At 52.3% G+C, this 18,065-nt stretch carries 17 protein-coding genes; 11 read left to right on the top strand and 6 right to left on the bottom strand.

The window, feature by feature from the left end; translation table 11 throughout:
• The first annotated feature begins 1 nt into the window (after window position 1).
• The 3 genes from ahcY (at window position 2) to ACN0IC_RS08040 (ending at window position 3,062) form a co-directional block, all read left to right on the top strand.
• A complete protein-coding gene (ahcY, locus tag ACN0IC_RS08050; RefSeq protein WP_416878257.1) occupies window positions 2-1,411 on the top strand; it encodes an adenosylhomocysteinase in 1,410 nt (469 codons plus the stop codon).
• 127 nt (window positions 1,412-1,538) lie between these two features.
• A complete protein-coding gene (gene metK / locus ACN0IC_RS08045; RefSeq protein ID WP_416878256.1) occupies window positions 1,539-2,732 on the top strand; it encodes a methionine adenosyltransferase in 1,194 nt (397 codons plus the stop codon).
• 81 nt (window positions 2,733-2,813) lie between these two features.
• A complete protein-coding gene (locus ACN0IC_RS08040; protein ID WP_416878255.1) occupies window positions 2,814-3,062 on the top strand; it encodes a GlsB/YeaQ/YmgE family stress response membrane protein in 249 nt (82 codons plus the stop codon).
• 7 nt (window positions 3,063-3,069) lie between these two features.
• Here the strand turns inward: ACN0IC_RS08040 and ACN0IC_RS08035 are convergent, their stop codons facing one another.
• The gene (locus ACN0IC_RS08035) at window positions 3,070-3,582 is read right to left on the bottom strand and encodes an energy transducer TonB (protein ID WP_416878254.1); all 513 of its coding nucleotides are present in this window, start codon (window positions 3,580-3,582) and stop codon (window positions 3,070-3,072) included.
• 55 nt (window positions 3,583-3,637) lie between these two features.
• Here ACN0IC_RS08035 and rimM point away from each other — a divergent pair, with 55 nt between their 5' ends.
• From rimM to ACN0IC_RS08010, 5 genes are all read left to right on the top strand, one after another.
• Window positions 3,638-4,171 (top strand): ribosome maturation factor RimM, encoded by a 534-nt coding sequence (gene rimM, locus ACN0IC_RS08030; protein ID WP_416878253.1) that lies wholly within the window; start codon window positions 3,638-3,640, stop codon window positions 4,169-4,171.
• Window positions 4,172-4,259: 88 nt separating this feature from the next.
• Window positions 4,260-6,545: a phosphoenolpyruvate--protein phosphotransferase gene (gene ptsP, locus ACN0IC_RS08025; protein ID WP_416878252.1), complete on the top strand. Its 2,286-nt coding sequence runs from the start codon at window positions 4,260-4,262 to the stop codon at window positions 6,543-6,545.
• 15 nt (window positions 6,546-6,560) lie between these two features.
• Entirely contained in the window at window positions 6,561-7,052 is a 492-nt protein-coding gene (locus ACN0IC_RS08020; protein ID WP_416878251.1) for a hypothetical protein, read from the top strand.
• A 24-nt stretch (window positions 7,053-7,076) separates the two neighbouring features.
• A complete protein-coding gene (locus ACN0IC_RS08015) occupies window positions 7,077-7,898 on the top strand; it encodes a purine-nucleoside phosphorylase (protein ID WP_416878250.1) in 822 nt (273 codons plus the stop codon).
• Between the two features lie 36 nt (window positions 7,899-7,934).
• Window positions 7,935-9,161 (top strand): NupC/NupG family nucleoside CNT transporter, encoded by a 1,227-nt coding sequence (locus tag ACN0IC_RS08010; RefSeq protein ID WP_416878249.1) that lies wholly within the window; start codon window positions 7,935-7,937, stop codon window positions 9,159-9,161.
• Window positions 9,162-9,178: 17 nt separating this feature from the next.
• On the opposite strand, the gene ACN0IC_RS08005 is transcribed toward ACN0IC_RS08010, so the two are convergent.
• Window positions 9,179-9,976: a M48 family metallopeptidase gene (locus ACN0IC_RS08005; protein WP_416878248.1), complete on the bottom strand. Its 798-nt coding sequence runs from the start codon at window positions 9,974-9,976 to the stop codon at window positions 9,179-9,181.
• Between ACN0IC_RS08005 and ACN0IC_RS08000 the strand changes: the two genes are divergently transcribed.
• The 3 genes from ACN0IC_RS08000 to ACN0IC_RS07990 all read left to right on the top strand — a co-directional run bounded on the left by ACN0IC_RS08000 (window position 9,975) and on the right by ACN0IC_RS07990 (window position 14,561).
• Window positions 9,975-11,612, top strand: coding sequence for a hypothetical protein (locus tag ACN0IC_RS08000; protein ID WP_416878247.1), 1,638 nt, complete (start codon window positions 9,975-9,977; stop codon window positions 11,610-11,612). The two genes, ACN0IC_RS08005 and ACN0IC_RS08000, sit on opposite strands and share 2 nt — an antisense overlap.
• Before the next feature lie 1,258 nt (window positions 11,613-12,870).
• Window positions 12,871-13,620, top strand: coding sequence for an electron transfer flavoprotein subunit beta/FixA family protein (locus ACN0IC_RS07995; RefSeq protein WP_416878246.1), 750 nt, complete (start codon window positions 12,871-12,873; stop codon window positions 13,618-13,620).
• On the top strand, window positions 13,620-14,561 hold the full coding sequence (locus ACN0IC_RS07990; RefSeq protein ID WP_416878245.1) for an electron transfer flavoprotein subunit alpha/FixB family protein: 942 nt from the start codon (window positions 13,620-13,622) through the stop codon (window positions 14,559-14,561). Before ACN0IC_RS07995 ends, ACN0IC_RS07990 begins: the two co-directional genes overlap by 1 nt.
• 48 nt (window positions 14,562-14,609) lie before the next feature.
• Here the strand turns inward: ACN0IC_RS07990 and ACN0IC_RS07985 are convergent, their stop codons facing one another.
• From ACN0IC_RS07985 to ACN0IC_RS07970, 4 genes are read right to left on the bottom strand one after another with little or no spacing between them, the layout of a single operon-like run.
• Entirely contained in the window at window positions 14,610-15,443 is an 834-nt protein-coding gene (locus tag ACN0IC_RS07985) for an enoyl-CoA hydratase-related protein (RefSeq protein ID WP_416878244.1), read from the bottom strand.
• Between the two features lie 9 nt (window positions 15,444-15,452).
• Window positions 15,453-16,538 carry a DUF2855 family protein gene (locus ACN0IC_RS07980; protein WP_416878243.1) on the bottom strand — a complete coding sequence of 362 codons (1,086 nt, stop codon included), beginning with the start codon at window positions 16,536-16,538 and terminating at the stop codon, window positions 15,453-15,455.
• A 9-nt stretch (window positions 16,539-16,547) separates the two neighbouring features.
• The gene (locus ACN0IC_RS07975) at window positions 16,548-16,970 is read right to left on the bottom strand and encodes a DUF1330 domain-containing protein (RefSeq protein WP_416878242.1); all 423 of its coding nucleotides are present in this window, start codon (window positions 16,968-16,970) and stop codon (window positions 16,548-16,550) included.
• A gap of 2 nt (window positions 16,971-16,972) precedes the next feature.
• On the bottom strand, window positions 16,973-17,854 hold the full coding sequence (locus tag ACN0IC_RS07970) for an SDR family oxidoreductase (protein WP_416878241.1): 882 nt from the start codon (window positions 17,852-17,854) through the stop codon (window positions 16,973-16,975).
• Window positions 17,855-18,065: the final 211 nt, after the last annotated feature.

Below are 18,065 nucleotides of genomic sequence, written 5' to 3'. Positions count from 1 at the left end.
TATGAGCAAGTCCGATTACATCGTTAAAGACATCAGTCTGGCGGAATATGGCCGTAAAGAACTGGACATCGCGGAAACCGAAATGCCGGGCCTCATGTCCCTGCGGGAGGAATTTGGGGAAGAAAAGCCTCTGAAAGGCGCCCGCATTGTGGGCTCACTGCATATGACAATCCAGACGGCTGTCTTGATTGAAACGCTCACAGCGCTCGGCGCGGAAGTGCGCTGGGCGTCTTGTAATATTTATTCAACACAGGACCATGCTGCCGCCGCAATTGCTGCCTCGGGCGTTCCTGTCTTTGCGATCAAAGGCCAGACACTGGAAGAGCATTGGGACTATCTTGATAAATCCTTCCTGTTCGAAGACGGCCCGAATATCATCCTGGATGATGGCGGCGACGCTACGCTCTATATTATCATGGGCGCTCGCGTCGAAGCCGGGGAAACAAACCTGATCGAAGGCGAGCCCGGCTCCGAGGAAGAAGCGGCCGTGTTTGCTCAGATCAAGAAGCGTCTGGACGCCAGCCCGGGCTGGTTCACAAAAATGCGCGATCAGATTGTGGGCGTGTCCGAAGAAACCACCACAGGCGTTCACCGCCTTTACGAATTGCAGCGTGAAGGTCGTCTGCCTTTCCCGGCAATTAACGTGAATGACTCCGTCACCAAATCCAAATTCGATAATAAATATGGCTGTAAAGAGTCTCTCGTGGACGGCATTCGCCGCGCGACGGATACGATGATGGCGGGTAAAACGGCTGTAGTTCTTGGCTATGGTGATGTCGGTAAAGGCTCTGCCGCCTCTCTGCGCGGGGCGGGCGCGCGCGTGAAAGTCACCGAAGTTGACCCGATTTGTGCGCTTCAAGCGGCTATGGACGGGTTTGAGGTCACGACACTCGAAGATACGCTTTCGACGGCGGACATTTTTGTTACGACCACAGGGAATAAAGACGTTATTCGTCTCGAGCATATGCGCGAAATGAAAGACATGGCCATTGTCGGTAATATCGGCCATTTCGATAACGAGATTCAAGTGGCCGCTCTCAAGAACATGCAATGGACCAATATCAAGGATCAGGTCGATATGATTACTTTCCCTAAGGGAAATCGTATGATCCTCTTGTCACAGGGTCGTTTGCTTAATCTTGGCAATGCCACAGGTCATCCCTCATTCGTGATGTCCGCTTCGTTTACGAACCAGGTTCTGGCGCAAATGGAATTGTGGGAAGACTCCAAAGCCTCCACCCGCAAATATGAAAACAAAGTCTATATGCTGCCAAAGCATCTCGATGAAAAAGTCGCCCGTCTTCACCTTGAAAAAATCGGCGTGAAACTCACGGAAATGTCGAAAGAGCAAGCCGACTATATCGGCGTCTCCAAAGACGGTCCTTACAAGCCGGAACATTACCGTTACTAGGAAATAGACTTCTAATAAAATACGGGGCGGCAACGCCCCGTTTTACTCTTTTAAACCAAGCTTCCATCCAAAAGCCTCTTAATAATAATAAAAAGCGAAGAGCCTTAAAATCTGAAAGGTGCCCAAAATGGCCCGTAAAACTTATCACTTCACATCCGAATCCGTTTCCGAAGGTCACCCCGATAAAGTGGCGGATCGTATTTCAGACGAAATCGTTGACCTCTATTTTCGTAAATCCGTTGCCGCCGGCATGTCCCCTTGGGAAGTACGTGTGGCGGCCGAGACGCTGACGACCACGAATAAGGTCGTCATTGCCGGAGAGACCCGCGGCATGGATGTTTCCAAAGACGATGTTGAAGCCGTGGCCCGCGCCGCCATCAAAGATATCGGCTATGAGCAACCCGGCTTTCACCATGCCCATGCGGATGTCGAAGTCCTGCTCCATGCCCAATCCGTCGATATTGCGGCTGGCGTGGATGAAGGCACGGGGCTTCACACTGAGGAAGGCGCAGGGGATCAAGGCATTATGTTTGGCTATGCCTCCAATGAAGTGCCGGAAGCGTTGATGCCGGCTCCGGTGCATTACAGCCACAAAATTCTGGAACGCCTCTCCGAAGTCCGTCATTCCGGCAAGGAGCCCGGCTTGGAGCCTGACGCGAAATCCCAGGTTTCCGTGAAATATGAAAACGGCAAACCTGTCGGCGCCTCGGCTATTGTGCTGTCGACCCAGCATAAAGACGGCCTGACCTCTGCGGATATATCCGATATTGTCATGCCTTATATCCGTGAAGTCATGCCGGAAGGCTGGATTACGGATAAGACGATTTTCCATATCAACCCGACCGGGAAATTTGTAATTGGCGGACCTGACGGCGATGCGGGACTCACAGGCCGGAAAATTATCGTTGATACTTATGGCGGCATGGCGCCCCATGGCGGCGGCGCTTTCTCTGGAAAAGATCCGACGAAAGTGGACCGCTCGGCGGCCTATGCCGCCCGTTATCTGGCGAAAAACGTGGTGGCTTCCGGTCTTGTGGATTGGGCCAATATTCAGCTTTCCTATGCGATTGGTGTGTCAGAGCCGACCTCCATTTATGTTGAACTTGATGGAAAACACGCTGCTCTTGCCGAGCGTCTGGAAGAAGTTCTGCCGAAGCTAATGTCTTTGACGCCGCGCGGCATTCGCTCACATCTGAATCTTAATCAGGCCATCTATGCGCCGACGACCGCTTATGGCCATTTTGGACGAATCCCGACGGAAGAAGGTCATTTCTCTTGGGAGAAAACGGATCTGGTAGACGCCCTCAAAAAGGCTGTTTAAACGTAAACAGTTAAATTTATCAGCCGATAGACAGGCCTGAAAAATCACCCCATAATGCCCTCATAAAATAAGGAGAGTGTTATGGGGTTTTTTGGGACAATTATTATCGGATTTCTAGCAGGCGTCGTCGCGCGCTTCCTTATTCCTGGAAAAACACGCCCTGGCGGACTTATCATGACCACGGTTGTCGGCGTACTCGGAGCGCTCCTGGCCACCTATCTGGGCGGCCAGCTCGGGATTTATGAAGTCGGAGAAACCGCAGGCTTTATCGGCGCGGTGGTTGGTTCCATCATACTTTTGCTGATCTACGGTAAGGTGACCAAGGGGTAGAGACTTTCTAGCTTAATAAATCGCCGCAGGGCTGTTCTGTTACATAAGTCTGGTCAATCCACTCGGAATAGGCTTTCCTGTCATTCTGAGGCGGGGGCGTTAATTTCCGGTCTTGTCTGATAGATAGATAACCTGTGGAGCTTGGAACCATGACACCAAAACGATTCGTCAGGTGAAAGCTCATCATAGTATCAGCATTCCATTGTTTTACAGGTTTTCCGTTCTTCTCAGCCGGGCTAAAGCTCCAGTTGGAAACGGCCTCTTTTGAAGCCTCGGTAAAGACCGCATCCGTACAATAAGACGCTTTGATATTTTCAGGAATTCCACTCTTACTAACATCAAAAATCATGCAGCAATATCCACTTGTTTCCGCATTAAACGGCATGACCGGCGGAACACGTTTTGTGGCGATGGCCTCTTTTTCATAAGGACTGTCTACCGATTGCGCGCTCCCTATCGAGGGCGTAGCCAGTCCTGCACCTGTTAAAACCAATAAGAGAGTTCGGATATACTTTATCATGAAGTCAGGCTAGGCAACGGATTCTCAGGCGTCAATAAAGAGACAAAATTAATCGATGACAAAGCTTCCGACAGATTCACTTATATGCGTAGCCGCTATTGCCGGAGCTTTTGGCGTCAAAGGAGAGGTCAAACTCAAATCCTTTACCGAGGCTCCTGAAAATTGCGTGAGCTATGGCCCTCTTATGGATGAGGGTGGAAAGGTTGTTCTAACTCCCAAAACGCACCGCAGGCTCAAGAATTTTATAGCGGTTTCAGCGCCTGAAATTACGACGCCCGAAGCGGCGGACGCCTTGAAATCGACTAAGCTTTTTGTGCCCCGATCCGAACTTCCAAGCCCGGAAGAGGATGATTTCTACTATTCTGATCTGGTGGGGCTTGACGTAAAGTCGAATGACGGCAAACGTATTGGCACGGTCATAGGGGTTCACGAATTCGGAGCGGGAGACATGCTCGAAATTGCCCCGCATCCGGACAAGAAAACAAAAAAGGCTGCTCCCAGCTTTTTCCACCCCTTTACCAAGGCCGCGACTCCGAAAGTGGATATCCCGGCCCGGCGCCTTATTATTGTTCCGCAGGAGGCGGAATAATCCGATCAGGAATATTTATTGGCTCTGATTAACCGGAATTCATAATTTCGATTAGGGTATTCCATGTTTCATTTGCTATAGACGGGGTGTGAGTATCGAGCCGAACATAAAAACGACCCCGCCAAAGCTCATGCGGGCCATTCGCGAGGCGATGGCGGGTACCGAGTCGGTTCAAGGGCGTCTGGATGCTTTCGTCACAGCGATATCCGCCGCCATGCAGGTCAAAGTGGCCTCGGTTTATCTTCTGCGCAAAGGCGATGAGCTGGAATTATCGGCGACGGAAGGCCTCAAGAAATCCGCGGTTCACAAAACCCGTTTGAAACCGGGCGAAGGCCTTGTCGGACATGTGAGTCTGACCGCTCGTCCGCTCAACCTGGCGGATGCGCCAAGCCATCCGCTCTTTTCCTACAGGCCCGAAACCGCCGAAGATCCGTTCCGGTCATTTCTGGGCGTGCCTATTTTGCGCGGTAGCCGCGTCCTCGGCGTCTTGGTCGTGCAGTCCGAAGATGCCCGGAGTTTCAATGAAGAGGAAGTTGAAGACCTTTTGACGGTGGCCATGGTGATCGGCGAGATCATTGTCGATGACGAACGCATCGGCGGGAAAAAGGCCGCCTTGAAGGGGATTACCCTTGCGGCCACAAAACCTGAAACGCTCAAAGGCAAGGCCTTTGCGGACGGTTTGGCGCAGGGTCATGCCTATCTTCATCTTCCCCCTGTACCGCCTGCCAATCTATTGTCGGAGAATATAGCCGCCGAGGAAACACGGCTGGAAGTGGGCATTAAGAAACTTCGCGCCTCAGTGGACGCAATGGTCTCCGGGGAAGCGGCCGGAATCTCCAGAGCGTCCAAAGAGATTTACGAAACTTACCGCATGTTTGCCTATGACAGAAAATGGGTCGGGCGCCTGCGCGAAGCTGTGCATTCCGGATTAACCGCTGAAGCGGCGGTTGAACGCGTTCGGAATGAGCATAGAGCGCGGCTGATGAAATCCCGCGATGCCTATTTGCGGGCAAGGCTGCATGATCTCGAAGATTTGGCCAACCGCCTTTTACGCGCCCTGTCCGGCGAAGCTTTGATGCCCGGGAATAAAAATATTTCAGACGACGCCATCATTTTTGCGCGCGAAATTGGCCCGGCTGAATTGCTGGATTATGATCGGGATAAATTACGCGCAATCGTTTTGGAGGAAGGGTCAGCAAGCTCTCATACCTCTATTATCTGCCGGGCTTTGGGTATTCCTCTGGTGGGACGAGCGGAAGGCGTGCTGGATCTGATTGAAACGGGGGATGACGTTCTGGTGGACGGCGAAACCGGCGTTGTCCACATTCGGCCATTGGAATCCCAAATTTCCGGCTTCGAGTTGCGCCAGACAGTTCGGGGCGAAATGGCCCGGGCCTATAATGCGCTCCGGTTGAAACCGGCAAAAACCAAGGATGGATTGAATATTTCCTTGCAGTTGAATGCCGGGCTCTTGGTGGATCTTCCTCAGTTAGATATCGCCGGGGCAGATGGGATCGGTCTTTTCCGCACCGAATTCCAATTTATGGTCAGTGATTTCATGCCGAAACTCAAAGAGCAGACACAGCTCTATCGACAAGCGCTGGAGGCGGCAGGGGATCGCCCCGTAACGTTCCGCACGCTGGATTTAGGGTCAGATAAAATCCTGCCTTATATGGATCCAGTTCCGGAGGAAAACCCGGCCATGGGGTGGCGCTCAATTCGCATCGCCCTGGATCGCCCTGGATTGATGCGATATCAACTCCGCGCTTTGGTCGCGGCCGGGGCCGGAAAAAATCTGCGCGTGATGTTTCCTATGGTAACCACGGTGGACGAAATGATAGAGGCCCGCGCTCTTTTAAATCGAGAGATAGAGCGGGCGAAAAACCTGGCGCAGGAACTGCCTCAAAAAATCGAGATCGGGGTCATGTTGGAGACGCCGTCATTGGCGTGGCAGGTCAACGCTGTTTGCGATCATGCGGATTTTGTCAGTGTCGGGGCGAATGACCTGATGCAGTTTTTCTTTGCCGCTGACCGCGATAATACACGCGTTTCAGACAGGTACGATCCGCTTCATCCGGCTGCGCTCTCAATCCTTAAATTTATCTCGGTCGGGTGTAAAATGAACGACACGCCCGTCAGTGTTTGCGGCGAAATTGCGGGCCGCCCATTGGAAGCCGTCTGCTTGGTTGCTTTGGGCTATGAAACCCTCTCCATGCCCGTAACAGGCATTGGCCCGGTGAAATCCGCAATTCTGGCTTTGGACGCCGGGAAATTGCGCGCTGAACTCGAACCTCACCTCAATATCAATACGCGGCTCTCTTCGCTTCGGGAAACGGCCCGGAAATTTTGCGAAAGAGAAGGCGTTCCCATTTAAACATTCAGGATTTTTATGTTTTACAAAAATGTTTCCCTCTTCGCTCTGGCTGCGGCTCTGTCTGTTTCGGCTCTCTCGGCGTGCGGGGATAATCCATCCGATCAAACCGGGGATGAAGAAACACCTGTTTCGCAATCCCAAATGGAAGAGGACGCCTTGCCAGCGACGGATGGCCGGATCGTTGTGTCTTCTCTGCCGAAAGTTGACGAGCCCAATACCTGTATTTTGCCGATTACGATTACAAACGGAACGGAGTCCGAGGCCACAGTGTCCATGATGTCATTTTCCGTTACAGGCTCCGGACAGGAGGATAGCGGAAACATGTTTGCCCAGGCCGTGGCGCCGGGTGAAACAAACACGGCGCGGCTTCTGTTTCCGGCCCGCAAATGCGAAGAACTAAGCGTGATTACGGCCCCCAATCTGACCTGTAAAACCGAAGGTGAGGATTGCGTCGATGCGGTGGAATTCGAAGCCGTAGACGGCTTAATTATCCAGCGAGGGGAATAGGCGCACCGGTCAGGGAGACGCTTGATGCAATTGACTCAGCAGCTTGAAAAGGCGCGCAAGCACATTTCCGGAATAACGGAAGCCGTCCCGGAAGTCGGCCTTGTTCTCGGCTCCGGTCTCGGCGATATGGCGAAGCAAATTGCCGGGGTTCAAATCCCCTATTCAGAGATTGAAGGCTTTCCGAGGGCGACAGCCCCGTCTCATAAAGGCGTTTTGCATATCGGAGACTGGAGCGGAAAGACGGTCGCCGCATTCCAGGGACGCTTTCACCTTTATGAGGGTCATTCCCCGGCCGACGTGACGCGGCCCGTCGAATTATTGGCGGCGATGGGCGTCAAAACTATCATTTTGACCAATGTATCCGGCTCTCTGAATCCTGATTTTGAGGCGGGCGAAATTATTTCAATCTCGGATCATATATTCTTTCCCGGACTTATGGGGCAAAGCCCCCTTACAGGCCGGGGGGAAGAAAACGGTCGAAACCGTTTTGTCGATCTGAGCCGCGCTTATGATGCGGATTTGTTGAATTTGGTTGGCAAGGCTCCGGGAGGAAGATTGCAGAGAGGGATATATGCCTGTCTCGGCGGGCCGCAATTTGAAACCCCGGCCGAAGGGCGGATGCTTCGCCAGATGGGGGCGGATATGGTGGGTATGTCGACGGTTCCCGAAGTCATCATGGCCCGTTATCTGGGGCTTCGGGTTCTGGCCCTGAGCCTGATCGTCAATCCGGTGATTACGGATCCCGACCGTCAAAGCGCCACAGGCATCGAAGAGATTTGGGACATTATCACAAAGGCGAGAGGCCGCTTGGAAAACCGAATTAAACATGTAGTAAGCCAGGTGTAACGGCTGGGGGTCAGGCGTTCCGGCTGGGAGCCAAGCATGACAGGTTTAATTGGTATTGTCGTTTTACTCGGCATTGCATTTCTTTTTTCCGAAAGCCGGAAATCCATCAAAGCCCTGGAAGTGGGGCGGCTTCTGCTCTTGCAGACCGCGATTGCCCTGTTTGCTCTGTTCACCCCGATCGGTGTGGGCGTGTTATCCGCGGTGAGCCGCGGGGTTCAGAAAATGCTCTCTTATGCACAGGACGGTATCAGCTTCATGTTCGGCCCGATTGCCGATCCGGCAAATGGTATGGTTTTGGCCTTTCAGGTTCTGCCCGTCATAATTTTCATCGGGGCGCTCATGAGTCTGCTGTTCTATTTCCGGATTATGGATATCATTATTAAATATCTGGGCGGGGCGTTACGATTTTTAACCGGAACCTCCCGATTGGAGTCCATTTGCGCGGCCGCCAATGTGTTTGTCGGCATGGCCGAAGCGCCGTTGACAATTGCGCCCTATTTGAAAAAAATTACACGCTCTCAGCTTTTCGTGATGATGGCTCTTGGCCTGTCCAGTGTCGCGGGCACGGTTTTATTTGCCTATGCCGCCTTGGGGATCCGCAGTGACCTCTTGATCACGGCGGCGTTCATGTCCGCCCCGGGAGGGCTGTTGATGGGACGCATGCTCGTGCCCGAAACAGAAATGCCGTTTGATATCACCAAGGAAGACGCCGAAAAGGTAGATACACGCAAAGCCGGCAGCTTCGTTGAAGCCGCTACGAATGGGGCGCTGACGGGCCTACAAATCATGTTGAGCGTGATCGCGGTATTGATTGCCTTTCTGGCCGTGATTGCACTTTTAAACGGTATATTGGGCGGTATCGGAGGGTGGTTCGGAGCCGACGACCTCTCTCTTGAGGGTCTGTTTAGTTGGATTTTTCAGCCCCTTGCCTTTATCATCGGCGTGCCGTGGGAAGAATGCCGCGAAGCCGGGATTTATCTCGGACAGAAAGTTATCCTGAATGAGTTTCTGGCCTATGCGAGTTTTGCGCCGAAAATCAGCAGTTTTTCCAATCAGGGACAGATTGCCATAACTATGGCCTTGTGCGGATTTGCGAATTTTAGCGGGCTGGCTATTCTTCTCGCCGGGCTTTCCGCCCTCGTGCCGGAACGTAAATCAGAGATTTCCAAGCTTGGACTGAAAACAGTTCTCGCCGGGAACCTCTCCAATTTTATGTCGGCGTCGATTGTCAGCGTGCTGCTGGCTATTGCCGCGCTGATCTAACTGTCAGGCTGACGTCTTTAAAAATCCGCGCCCACGGCGTGAAGATGCGCGCCGTTTTTATTGAGCCATTTTTTGGATTTTTTTACATCCTCATTAATAGAGTCACACACATCCCAAAAGGCCTGGGAGTGATTGGCCTCGACCATATGCGCGCATTCATGGGCGGCGACATAATCCAGAACATAAGCCGGCGCGCAGATCAGCCGCCAGCTATAGCTGATATGACCTTCGCCTTTCCGGGTGATACAGGAGCCCCAGCGCGAAGAGGTATCCCGCACACTGACCTTACCGACCCTCATACCGAGTTTTTCAGCGTAATGGTGACTTGCCGCCTCTAATTCTTCCCGGGCCTCACGGATGAGAAAGCGCCGAACCCGTCCGGGAAAACTCTCAAGGTCAGGGGAAGGCACAATAATCTTGCGAAGGGCGTTATCGACTTTGGCGCGGCCGCGTCCTTCGGGTTTGATCAGGCGGTATGGCACGCCGCGATAGAGAATGTTCTCTCCGGGCGCGAAAGGCTGAGGCGGGGGCAGGGTTTCAAGCTGCACATTTATCCAATCGGCCTGCTGGCGCGCAAATTTCTGCGCCGCCTTGAAATGACGGGCCCCCGGAACAACCACGTGGACTTCGCGTTCGGATGTCTTGACCTTCAAGGATATGCGCCGGGCTCTGTCGCTCAGCACATAGAGAATGCGAGGATCATGACTATCCCGTAAGGGAAAAGAATCTTTTGACGGCGTGTCCGGCGTGCTACCAGACAGCCATTGTCGGGCTTTTTGACCCGCTGACCCTAAATGTGAATGGACACGACCCATGACGACTTTACGAAAATCCCTTCTTGGTACAGTAGCAATAACGCTCGCCTCTACCAGCTTAGTTTTGGGGGCGTGTTCGCCAAAGGACAAGGGGGAGAGCGCACAAATTTCTGCAGAAGCGCCGCCTTTGGGCCTTTCCACGCCGGACGAAAAAGTCTTTGCGCCCTATTTTGACGTTGCAGAACGCGATGTGCCTGATGCCGAGGCCAATCAGGCCTTGAAAGCGCTCAATCTTGACAGCCAGGGCGTTATGAGCTGGGACAGCCGAAAAGGCCAAAACGGGAATTACGTCTATACAGATCTTGTCTCAAAAGCCGAAGACAGCCGGCTGACGATCGGTAAAGCCGAATTATTCGGCATACATATGGTCGAAGGCGAGCCGAGTTTTGACCGTGCGAATTTCCAGAACGTTGTCATCACCGGCGAAGACGTCAATCTTGATATAGATGCCATGAGCGTGGCCCGGCCCAGCCCGAAAATGGCGCAAGCCATTATCGAGGCTCTGCAAAGCCGCGAAGGACTTGATGATCTGGAAGTTGAAATTGAAGAAGATGAAAAGGTCAGTTTTGGCGCTATTTCCCTGAATGACATTACGGTCCGCGGAGACGAGGCCAATGGCACAATAGACCATATAATCTGGGGCGTTAATGAAGACCAACGCCTGGCGGACGCAAAGATCGGCAAAGTCGATTTCACTCTGAAAGGCCAGAATGAAAAGACATCAAAGCTGGTTTTCGAGGGCGGGTCGGCCCGGGGCCTGAATATGAATGCTTATCAGGATGTGTCTCCAAAAGATGCCAATTTGGGTTTGGGGCAACTTCTCGGGCAAATGAACCTCTATGCCAAACCCTATGACTCGGTCGTCATCGGAGAAGGCAGCTTTACCAATGATTTTATCAAGGCCGCTTTTGAGGGCTTTGAAGGCAAAGCGAGCGAAGCGGGCGGCGTGACCACGATTACCCAGGTGAGTAAACCGTTCCGGTTTTCCTTTTTATCGCAACCTGAAAACCCTCAGGCCGCGCAAGGATATGACGCTCTGAAGCGTCTCGGCTTTGACGAAATCGTTCTGCGGAGTTCCCAAACGCAGGTTCTGAATGAAAATGAAGATACGATCACTCTCAGAGACGGGCTGATCGACATGGAAGAGGGTTTCCGATTAAATTATACCTATGAGGCGGAAGGGCTCTCTGCCATGGTCGAAAAGGCGAAATTAGAGCAGGAGCGGGAAAGTGCAGACGCCGAAGAGGTGACCCCTCCAACCCTCGAAGAAACTCTCAATGCTTTCGAACCTGTCAAACTCCGCACAATGAAACTGAGCCTGGAAGATAAATCCATTGTCGAGCGCGGCCTGAAACTCGCCAGTGAAATGTCCGGTCAATCAGAAGGCAATCTGAAGAAACAATTGAAACTCGCGATTATGGCGGCCACCTTTATGGGTAAATCCGATCTGGAAAGCGAAGTCATTGCGCAATTCGGTACCGCCGCAACGCAGTTTATCGACAATGGCGGCACTCTAACCGTGTCCGTCAATCCGCCAGAGCCGCTTTCTGTTAAGACCTTGGCCGAGGCCCGCGAAAACAATCTAAGCCCGGAGGATATCGGTTTCTCCGCGAGTGTCACGCCGCCGGAGGAATAACCAGGCGCGCGGCATTATATAGGAAGACGGCCCAGACGGCACGATCTGGCGTCGGAAGTAATCCCGCTCCTCCTGTTCACGGGGTTTACCCTCCTCCGTTTACGGGGGAGGTGGGCCGCGCATGCGGCTCGGAGGGGGGAGCCGCGCAAAACAGACGCCAGCGTAATACGCTCCCCCCATCCCCGCTTTGCGGGACTTCCCCCGTAAACGGGGGAAGATAATCCACACTTATCTTGCCAAAAACTCCAACCCTCTCAATCCCTTACAAAAAATTCCAAGAGACCGATCCCCTCTTCCCCATTTACCCTTATATTCAACATTGTTCTTTTGCTCATGGACAGGAAGACGTCACCTTCTGGAGTACGAGACGGCGGGACTGAGCGACCTTTCGTGACTGAGAGGTGTGTGCCGGGTCTGTCAATGCGCGTGCCTGACGCTCTGGCGTTCCACCCTGTGACTTCTTTGAAGGATGCAGGCCGATCGCCTAGACTGCGGACGACCTCCAACACAGGAGGATCGCTACAAGGCCGCTGCGATAAAACCGCTGCCGCGGGGCTTGGTCCTTGCGAAACATTACCAAATTCGGTCTCCGGCAAGGATACCGACCCCGCGGGCCGTCCACTTTATTCAAGGACGAACGCAAAGACTGACCCCGAGATGGGCAGTGGGACGAAAGGCTTGGGCAATGCACAAATCAATTTTTTCTGTCATTCCGCACAAGCCCGAAGGGCGCAGATGCGGAAGGCCGAGAGGTTGTATGCCTCCGATGAGTTAGCCCGCAACCTCTCGACCTTCCGGGTTCGCTGCGCGCCCCGGAATGACAGGAATAATAGGAGAGCGAACCTCTGTCCCATGTCATACCGACGCGACCCTCAGGTCGCCCGGTATAAGTGCCTTGCCGGTTCAGCGAAAAACGTCTTCTACGGGTCAAGACGCCAAGCATAAGGCACTTGCACCGGGCAGGCTTCGCCTGCGTCGGTGTGACTAAGGAATTGAAAAGTCGGCTACATCCTCACTAACCCCGTTTCGCGGTGCCGCGTTCGGATGTAGAGATGGCGAGCGGGACCGAAAGCGTGGACGATGCTCAGCTCATATTCCCTTCCCCACTTTCCCCCAAACGCGGATATATTGCCGCTATGCGAAATCGCAAGCAAAGCACATCTTGAAAATAGGGCTTGTCTAGCACATATAAGTGCTAGTTCGGCCGCCCTGATTGCGGTTGATAAAAGAATTCAGGTCAAAACCTTCGGAGTATTTCATGAAAGTCCTCGTCCCCGTCAAGCGCGTGCTTGACTATAACGTCAAAGCCCGGGTCAAACCTGACCAGACCGGCGTTGACCTTGCCAATGTCAAAATGAGCATGAACCCGTTTGACGAAATTTCCGTCGAACAGGCTGTTCAAATGCAGGAAGCCGGCACCGCCACAGAAACCATTGTGGTCTCTATCGGCCCGGCAAAGGCGCAGGAAACCATCCGCACAGCGCTCGCCATGGGGATGGATCGCGGCATTCACATTCAGACGGATGAAGATCTGGAACCTCTCGCCATTGCGAAAATCCTCAAATCTGTTGCGGAAACCGAGGAAGCTGATTTCATCATCCTGGGTAAACAGGCGATTGATAATGATTTCGGCACAACGGGCGGCATGCTCGCTGCATTGCTAGACTGGCCTATTGGCTCCGCGGCCAATTCCATTGAACAGGACGGCGACGCCATCAATGTCATCAAAGAAGTCGATGGCGGCCTGCAGACTGTAAAATTGCAAATGCCGGCGATTGTCACGACCGATCTACGTCTAAACGAGCCGCGTTATGCGTCCCTGCCCAATATCATGAAGGCCAAGAAAAAACCGATTGACGCCAAAACACCCGAAGATTTCGGTGTCGATACGGCCCCACGTCTCAAGACGTTGAAGGTAACCGAGCCGCCCAAACGCGAAGCCGGCATTAAGGTCGAGGACGCCGCTCAACTGGTCGATAAACTCAAAAACGAAGCAGGTGTAATCTAATGGCTATTCTTGTTGTTGCAGAACATGACAATGTGTCTTTGAAAGACGCTACTCATAAAACCGTTACGGCCGCCGCTCAAATCGGCGGAGACATTGATATCCTCGTGGCCGGCAAAGGCATTAAAGACGTTGTCGCCGCCGCGGCGAAAATTGACGGCGTCCGCGCTGTCCTTGGTGTCGATCATGATACGCTTGAGCGTCAGCTGGCCGAATCCATGCAGACTGTCCTTGTGCCCTTGATGGATAATTACGACGCGGTTCTTGCGCCCGATACAACGACGCATAAAAATTATATGCCGCGTGTTGCCGCCAAATTGGACGTTCAGCAAATCAGCTCCATCACCGGCGTTGAGAGCGCAGATACATTTGTGCGTCCTATTTATGCGGGTAACGCCATGTCGACCGTTCAGTCGTCTGATGCGAAAAAAGTAATTACCGTGCGGACCACGGCGTTTAACGCCGCTGGCGAAGGCGGTTCTGCCGAAACCAAAGACGGCCCGCAGCCTTCAGGTGATTTCAAATCCGAATTTGTCGGCGAACAATTGTCAAAATCCGACCGTCCTGAATTGACAGCTGCAAAAGTCGTGATTTCCGGCGGACGCGGTATGGGCAGTGGCGAAAACTTCGAACTGATTGAAGGCATTGCCGACAAACTCAGCGCCGCCATGGGCGCCTCCCGCGCCGCCGTCGATGCGGGCTTTGTGCCCAATGACTGGCAAGTGGGCCAGACCGGGAAATCCGTTGCGCCAGAGCTTTACATCGCCGTCGGTATTTCCGGCGCGATCCAGCATCTGGCCGGGATGAAGGATTCCAAAATTATCGTCGCAATCAATAAGGACGAAGACGCCCCGATTTTCCAGGTCGCCGATTACGGCCTGGTCGCTGATTTATTCAAAGCCCTGCCGGAGTTTGAAGCGGAGTTGGAAAAGGTCGGGTATTAATCCCGCCCTCAAAAATAAATAAATCAAGCCTCGCTTTTGCGGGGCTTTTTAGTTGCGAGTGCGTTTCGGCAAATCCGCATAATTGCCGTCCCGTTTCTCTCCCTTGGCCTGCATCGCTTCCATCATCTCTGACGGGATGAGCATGGACATGTTCCAGATGGCAATATTGTCGAGCGCGTCTTTGGTGGAGTGATCGCGGCCATAGGTGATCGCGCGTTTACAGCCGTAAACAGCCAGAGGAGGATTTTTGGCGATCTGTTTGGCGGTTTCCATAACGGCCTCCATCATCGCGTCTTGATCTTTGTATACTGCATTGAATAAGCCTTGGGCTTTCGCCTCATTGGCGTACATTTTGCGGCCCGTATAGGCGAGCTCGCGAACAAGGCCCTCAGGCAGATGGTTTAGGATACGCGGGAAAGTGCCGACATCGGCGGTCATGCCGACGATGATTTCGTAAATGGTGATGAAACTGTCTTCCGTGCCGTAACGCATATCGCAAGCGGTGATGAGGTCCACTCCGCCGCCGTAACACCCGCCCTGAATGGCGGCAAGAACTGGAATGCGGCACGCTTCAATTGCCGTAAAACTGTCCTGGAGGCGTTTGACATTTTCGTAAAAACTCGCGCCGAAAAGCGGGTCGTTCTTATCTTTCGGCCCCGCCACATCATTGGCAAACATGGACAGATCAATCCCGGCCGAAAAGACGGGGCCGGTGGAGGAGATAACAATGACGCGGGCTTTGGAATTGTCGTCAATGTCCCGGATGATTTCAGGAAGTTCAGTCCAGAAGTCGGCAATCATCGCATTGCGCTTTTCCGGGCGGGACATCACAACATGACCGATATTATCCGCTATCGAGACATTGAAACATTTATAGGTCATGAGAAATTCCTAAAGAGAAAAGAGGAAGCCTTTATCCGGAGACGCCTCCCCGTTCAGAACATCCTTGTAGGTGTTGAGGAGCTCCGTCACATCTGATGATTTTCCGACTGTTAGCCAATGGCTTGCGCTTTCCAGAAAAGGCCTCCAGCGTTCGCCAAGTTTCTGCGCAAAACCTGCGCCGCCCCATTCCGCGATGCGGGTCTTGGCTTGATCCGGAGCAAAGAAAAATTCTGTTGGGGCCGAGGGTTTGGGCGCGGGCTCAGACGCGGCGTCCCAATGGGACAGGCCGACCTTGCAAACATATTTCAGGTTTTCTTCGAAATGGTCAGACACTGTCGCGAGGACTTTTCCGTTACCGGACATATCCACGACAACGGTTTTAATATCGGGATTAAGATCCGTTATTGTGTCATAGGTCTCGACCTTATCATAAAAACCCGTGCCTTTTGTGAAGTCTTTATTTCCCTCTGACGTCAGGCCCGCGACTTTGACTGCGCCGCGCTGTTTCGCGCAAAACGCTGTCCCGAGAGCGGTTTTAGAGGATGCGGAGAGGATAAGGATTTGCTCCGCTTCAAAATAGTTTTTCTCGGCGAGAAAATCGTCAATCAAAAAACTCGTGGTAAATAGAGGGCGTAATATTGGCTGAAGATCCTGATGAAGATCAAAGGACGGGTCCGCATCGGTAAATGTGTAGCGATTATAGAGACTGTGAAGTTTCTTGCGGTGATCATTTCCGTCTTGAAATCCCATAGGCGAGATGTCGACAGGCTTGATATCAAACTGATCAACTATTGGAAAAAATCCGTAAATTTTCTGCCCGGCGCTGACGCCCTCGCACTGGCTTTCAACAATTTCGGCAAAGCCCCAAACCGGCGTTCGCCCGTGGCTCTCAATGTGAATGCCATAAGCATCAGGTCTAAAATAATTCCAATATCCAATTCGGTCGCCGGTCACCATATAGGTCACATTATTTGCGGTCAGAGCCCACGGACCAACTTGACATCGAATGAAGCCGTCAGCGAGCGGGGCGGCGTCCAGAGTGATGACTGAGACGTCAGAGAAATCAGATTTATTGACGAGTAGAGTTTGAGTCATAGAGGTCTTTTAAAATACACTTTCATTATCGCAGCGAATTAAAAGCTGCCCAGCTAGTCCCGCTTTACGGTGATAGTGAAATTTACGATATGCATCAGAGCTGACGGTTTCGAACATGGTTTTCGCATTCGGGTACCGAACAATGGCGACGGCATCCCACTCACCTTGTCCCGCGCCAATCAAAAAGTTATGCGTTCGGCCACTATAGACAGTTTCAGTGCCCTCAATATTTAGGTCTACCAACATTTTGGCAAAGGCTTCGGCATATCTGCCGTAAGCTGTGGCGCCAGACACGTCTTCTCCATCTTTATAGGTGGCTTTCACTTTAAACTTCAAAAGATTGAGCATGAAGACGGGTTCGTTTTCATCGCTGTCTCCCAAAAAGGCTTTAATCTGTTCAGGGGTCGGATCGATTGCGTTTAAAGTAGCCATGATTAATCCGTATATCCCGGATGTTGAATCACTTTGGATTTGGACTTTGCCAGAAATTCATCAGGAACGAAAAAGTCTGCGGCGAGAGGGCCATCATAATCAGGATGCGTGTAAACACTGAAATCTGTGACGCCGTTTTCAGCCAGAATAAATTCATCAATGACAAAGTTGCCGGTGAAATCTTTTGCAGACTTGTTGAGCAAAACATAAGCCGCATCAGCCATGATCTGCGGCAGGCGGCTCATCTTCGCCATACTGTCCCCGCCAAGAACATTCCGAACAGCGGCTGTGTCAATTGACGTCATGGGCCAGAGGGAATTAACAGCAATACCGTCCGGTCTGAATTCTTCACTCATGCCTAGCGTGCAAAGGCTCATTCCGTATTTCGCCATGGTGTAGGCGACATGATTTTTGAACCATTTTGCTTTCATATCTAAAGGCGGCGCAATGTTGACGATATGCGGGTTTTCGGCCTTCTTTAAATAGGGAAGACAGGTCTGAGAGACCAAAAATGTGCCGCGCGCATTGACCTGGTTCATCAGATCATAGCGTTTCATCGTCGTATCAGGAGTTGGCGTCAGAGAAATGGCGCTCGCATTATTGATACAGATATCAATTCCACCGAATTTATCGACGCAAGCCTTCACGGCGTCGCGCACGCCGTCTTCATCCCGAATATCGCAGACAATTGGCAAGGCTTGTCCCCCGGCGTCTTCGATTTCCTTGGCGGCCGTATAAACCGTACCGTCAAGCTTGGGATGAGGCTCTGCCGTTTTGGCGGCAATGGCAACATTAGCGCCGTCTTCGGCGAATTTTTTGGCCATAGCCAAGCCAATTCCCCGAGACCCGCCCGACATAAAAATTGTTTTACCAGCAAGTGACATAATTTCCCTCTTTGTATTTATCTTGAAGTTAGCATGAACCGACACGGCAACAAGCGTCATCCCCAATGGTTCATTCCTCAATTTTGTATGAGAAGATGTCAGCTCCCAAAAAACATGCTTAGCGTAACCTTAACAGCATACTCACCGAAATTTAAATATCTTCTGTCAGAAACGTCCCAACGTAAGACTTTGACGACCTAAAACTGGGATT

Source organism: Litorimonas sp. (genome assembly GCA_029936425.1).
Lineage (GTDB): Bacteria > Pseudomonadota > Alphaproteobacteria > Caulobacterales > Maricaulaceae > Litorimonas.
The sequence above is the reverse complement of the archived record's forward strand: the minus strand, read 5'-3'. Positions and strand labels throughout refer to the sequence as shown.

Coding starts and splice junctions, on each gene's coding strand:
- ACN0IC_RS08040 (WP_416878255.1), top strand. CDS start 2,814: ATGGGGTTTTTTGGGACAATTATTATCGGATTTCTAGCAGGCGTCGTC.
- ahcY (WP_416878257.1), top strand. CDS start 2: ATGAGCAAGTCCGATTACATCGTTAAAGACATCAGTCTGGCGGAATAT.
- ACN0IC_RS08015 (WP_416878250.1), top strand. CDS start 7,077: ATGCAATTGACTCAGCAGCTTGAAAAGGCGCGCAAGCACATTTCCGGA.
- rimM (WP_416878253.1), top strand. CDS start 3,638: ATGACAAAGCTTCCGACAGATTCACTTATATGCGTAGCCGCTATTGCC.
- ACN0IC_RS08020 (WP_416878251.1), top strand. CDS start 6,561: ATGTTTTACAAAAATGTTTCCCTCTTCGCTCTGGCTGCGGCTCTGTCT.
- ACN0IC_RS07975 (WP_416878242.1), bottom strand. CDS start 16,970: ATGGCTACTTTAAACGCAATCGATCCGACCCCTGAACAGATTAAAGCC.
- ACN0IC_RS07985 (WP_416878244.1), bottom strand. CDS start 15,443: ATGACCTATAAATGTTTCAATGTCTCGATAGCGGATAATATCGGTCAT.
- ACN0IC_RS08010 (WP_416878249.1), top strand. CDS start 7,935: ATGACAGGTTTAATTGGTATTGTCGTTTTACTCGGCATTGCATTTCTT.
- ACN0IC_RS07990 (WP_416878245.1), top strand. CDS start 13,620: ATGGCTATTCTTGTTGTTGCAGAACATGACAATGTGTCTTTGAAAGAC.
- ACN0IC_RS08005 (WP_416878248.1), bottom strand. CDS start 9,976: ATGGGTCGTGTCCATTCACATTTAGGGTCAGCGGGTCAAAAAGCCCGA.
- metK (WP_416878256.1), top strand. CDS start 1,539: ATGGCCCGTAAAACTTATCACTTCACATCCGAATCCGTTTCCGAAGGT.
- ACN0IC_RS07970 (WP_416878241.1), bottom strand. CDS start 17,854: ATGTCACTTGCTGGTAAAACAATTTTTATGTCGGGCGGGTCTCGGGGA.
- ACN0IC_RS07980 (WP_416878243.1), bottom strand. CDS start 16,538: ATGACTCAAACTCTACTCGTCAATAAATCTGATTTCTCTGACGTCTCA.
- ACN0IC_RS07995 (WP_416878246.1), top strand. CDS start 12,871: ATGAAAGTCCTCGTCCCCGTCAAGCGCGTGCTTGACTATAACGTCAAA.
- ACN0IC_RS08035 (WP_416878254.1), bottom strand. CDS start 3,582: ATGATAAAGTATATCCGAACTCTCTTATTGGTTTTAACAGGTGCAGGA.
- ACN0IC_RS08000 (WP_416878247.1), top strand. CDS start 9,975: ATGACGACTTTACGAAAATCCCTTCTTGGTACAGTAGCAATAACGCTC.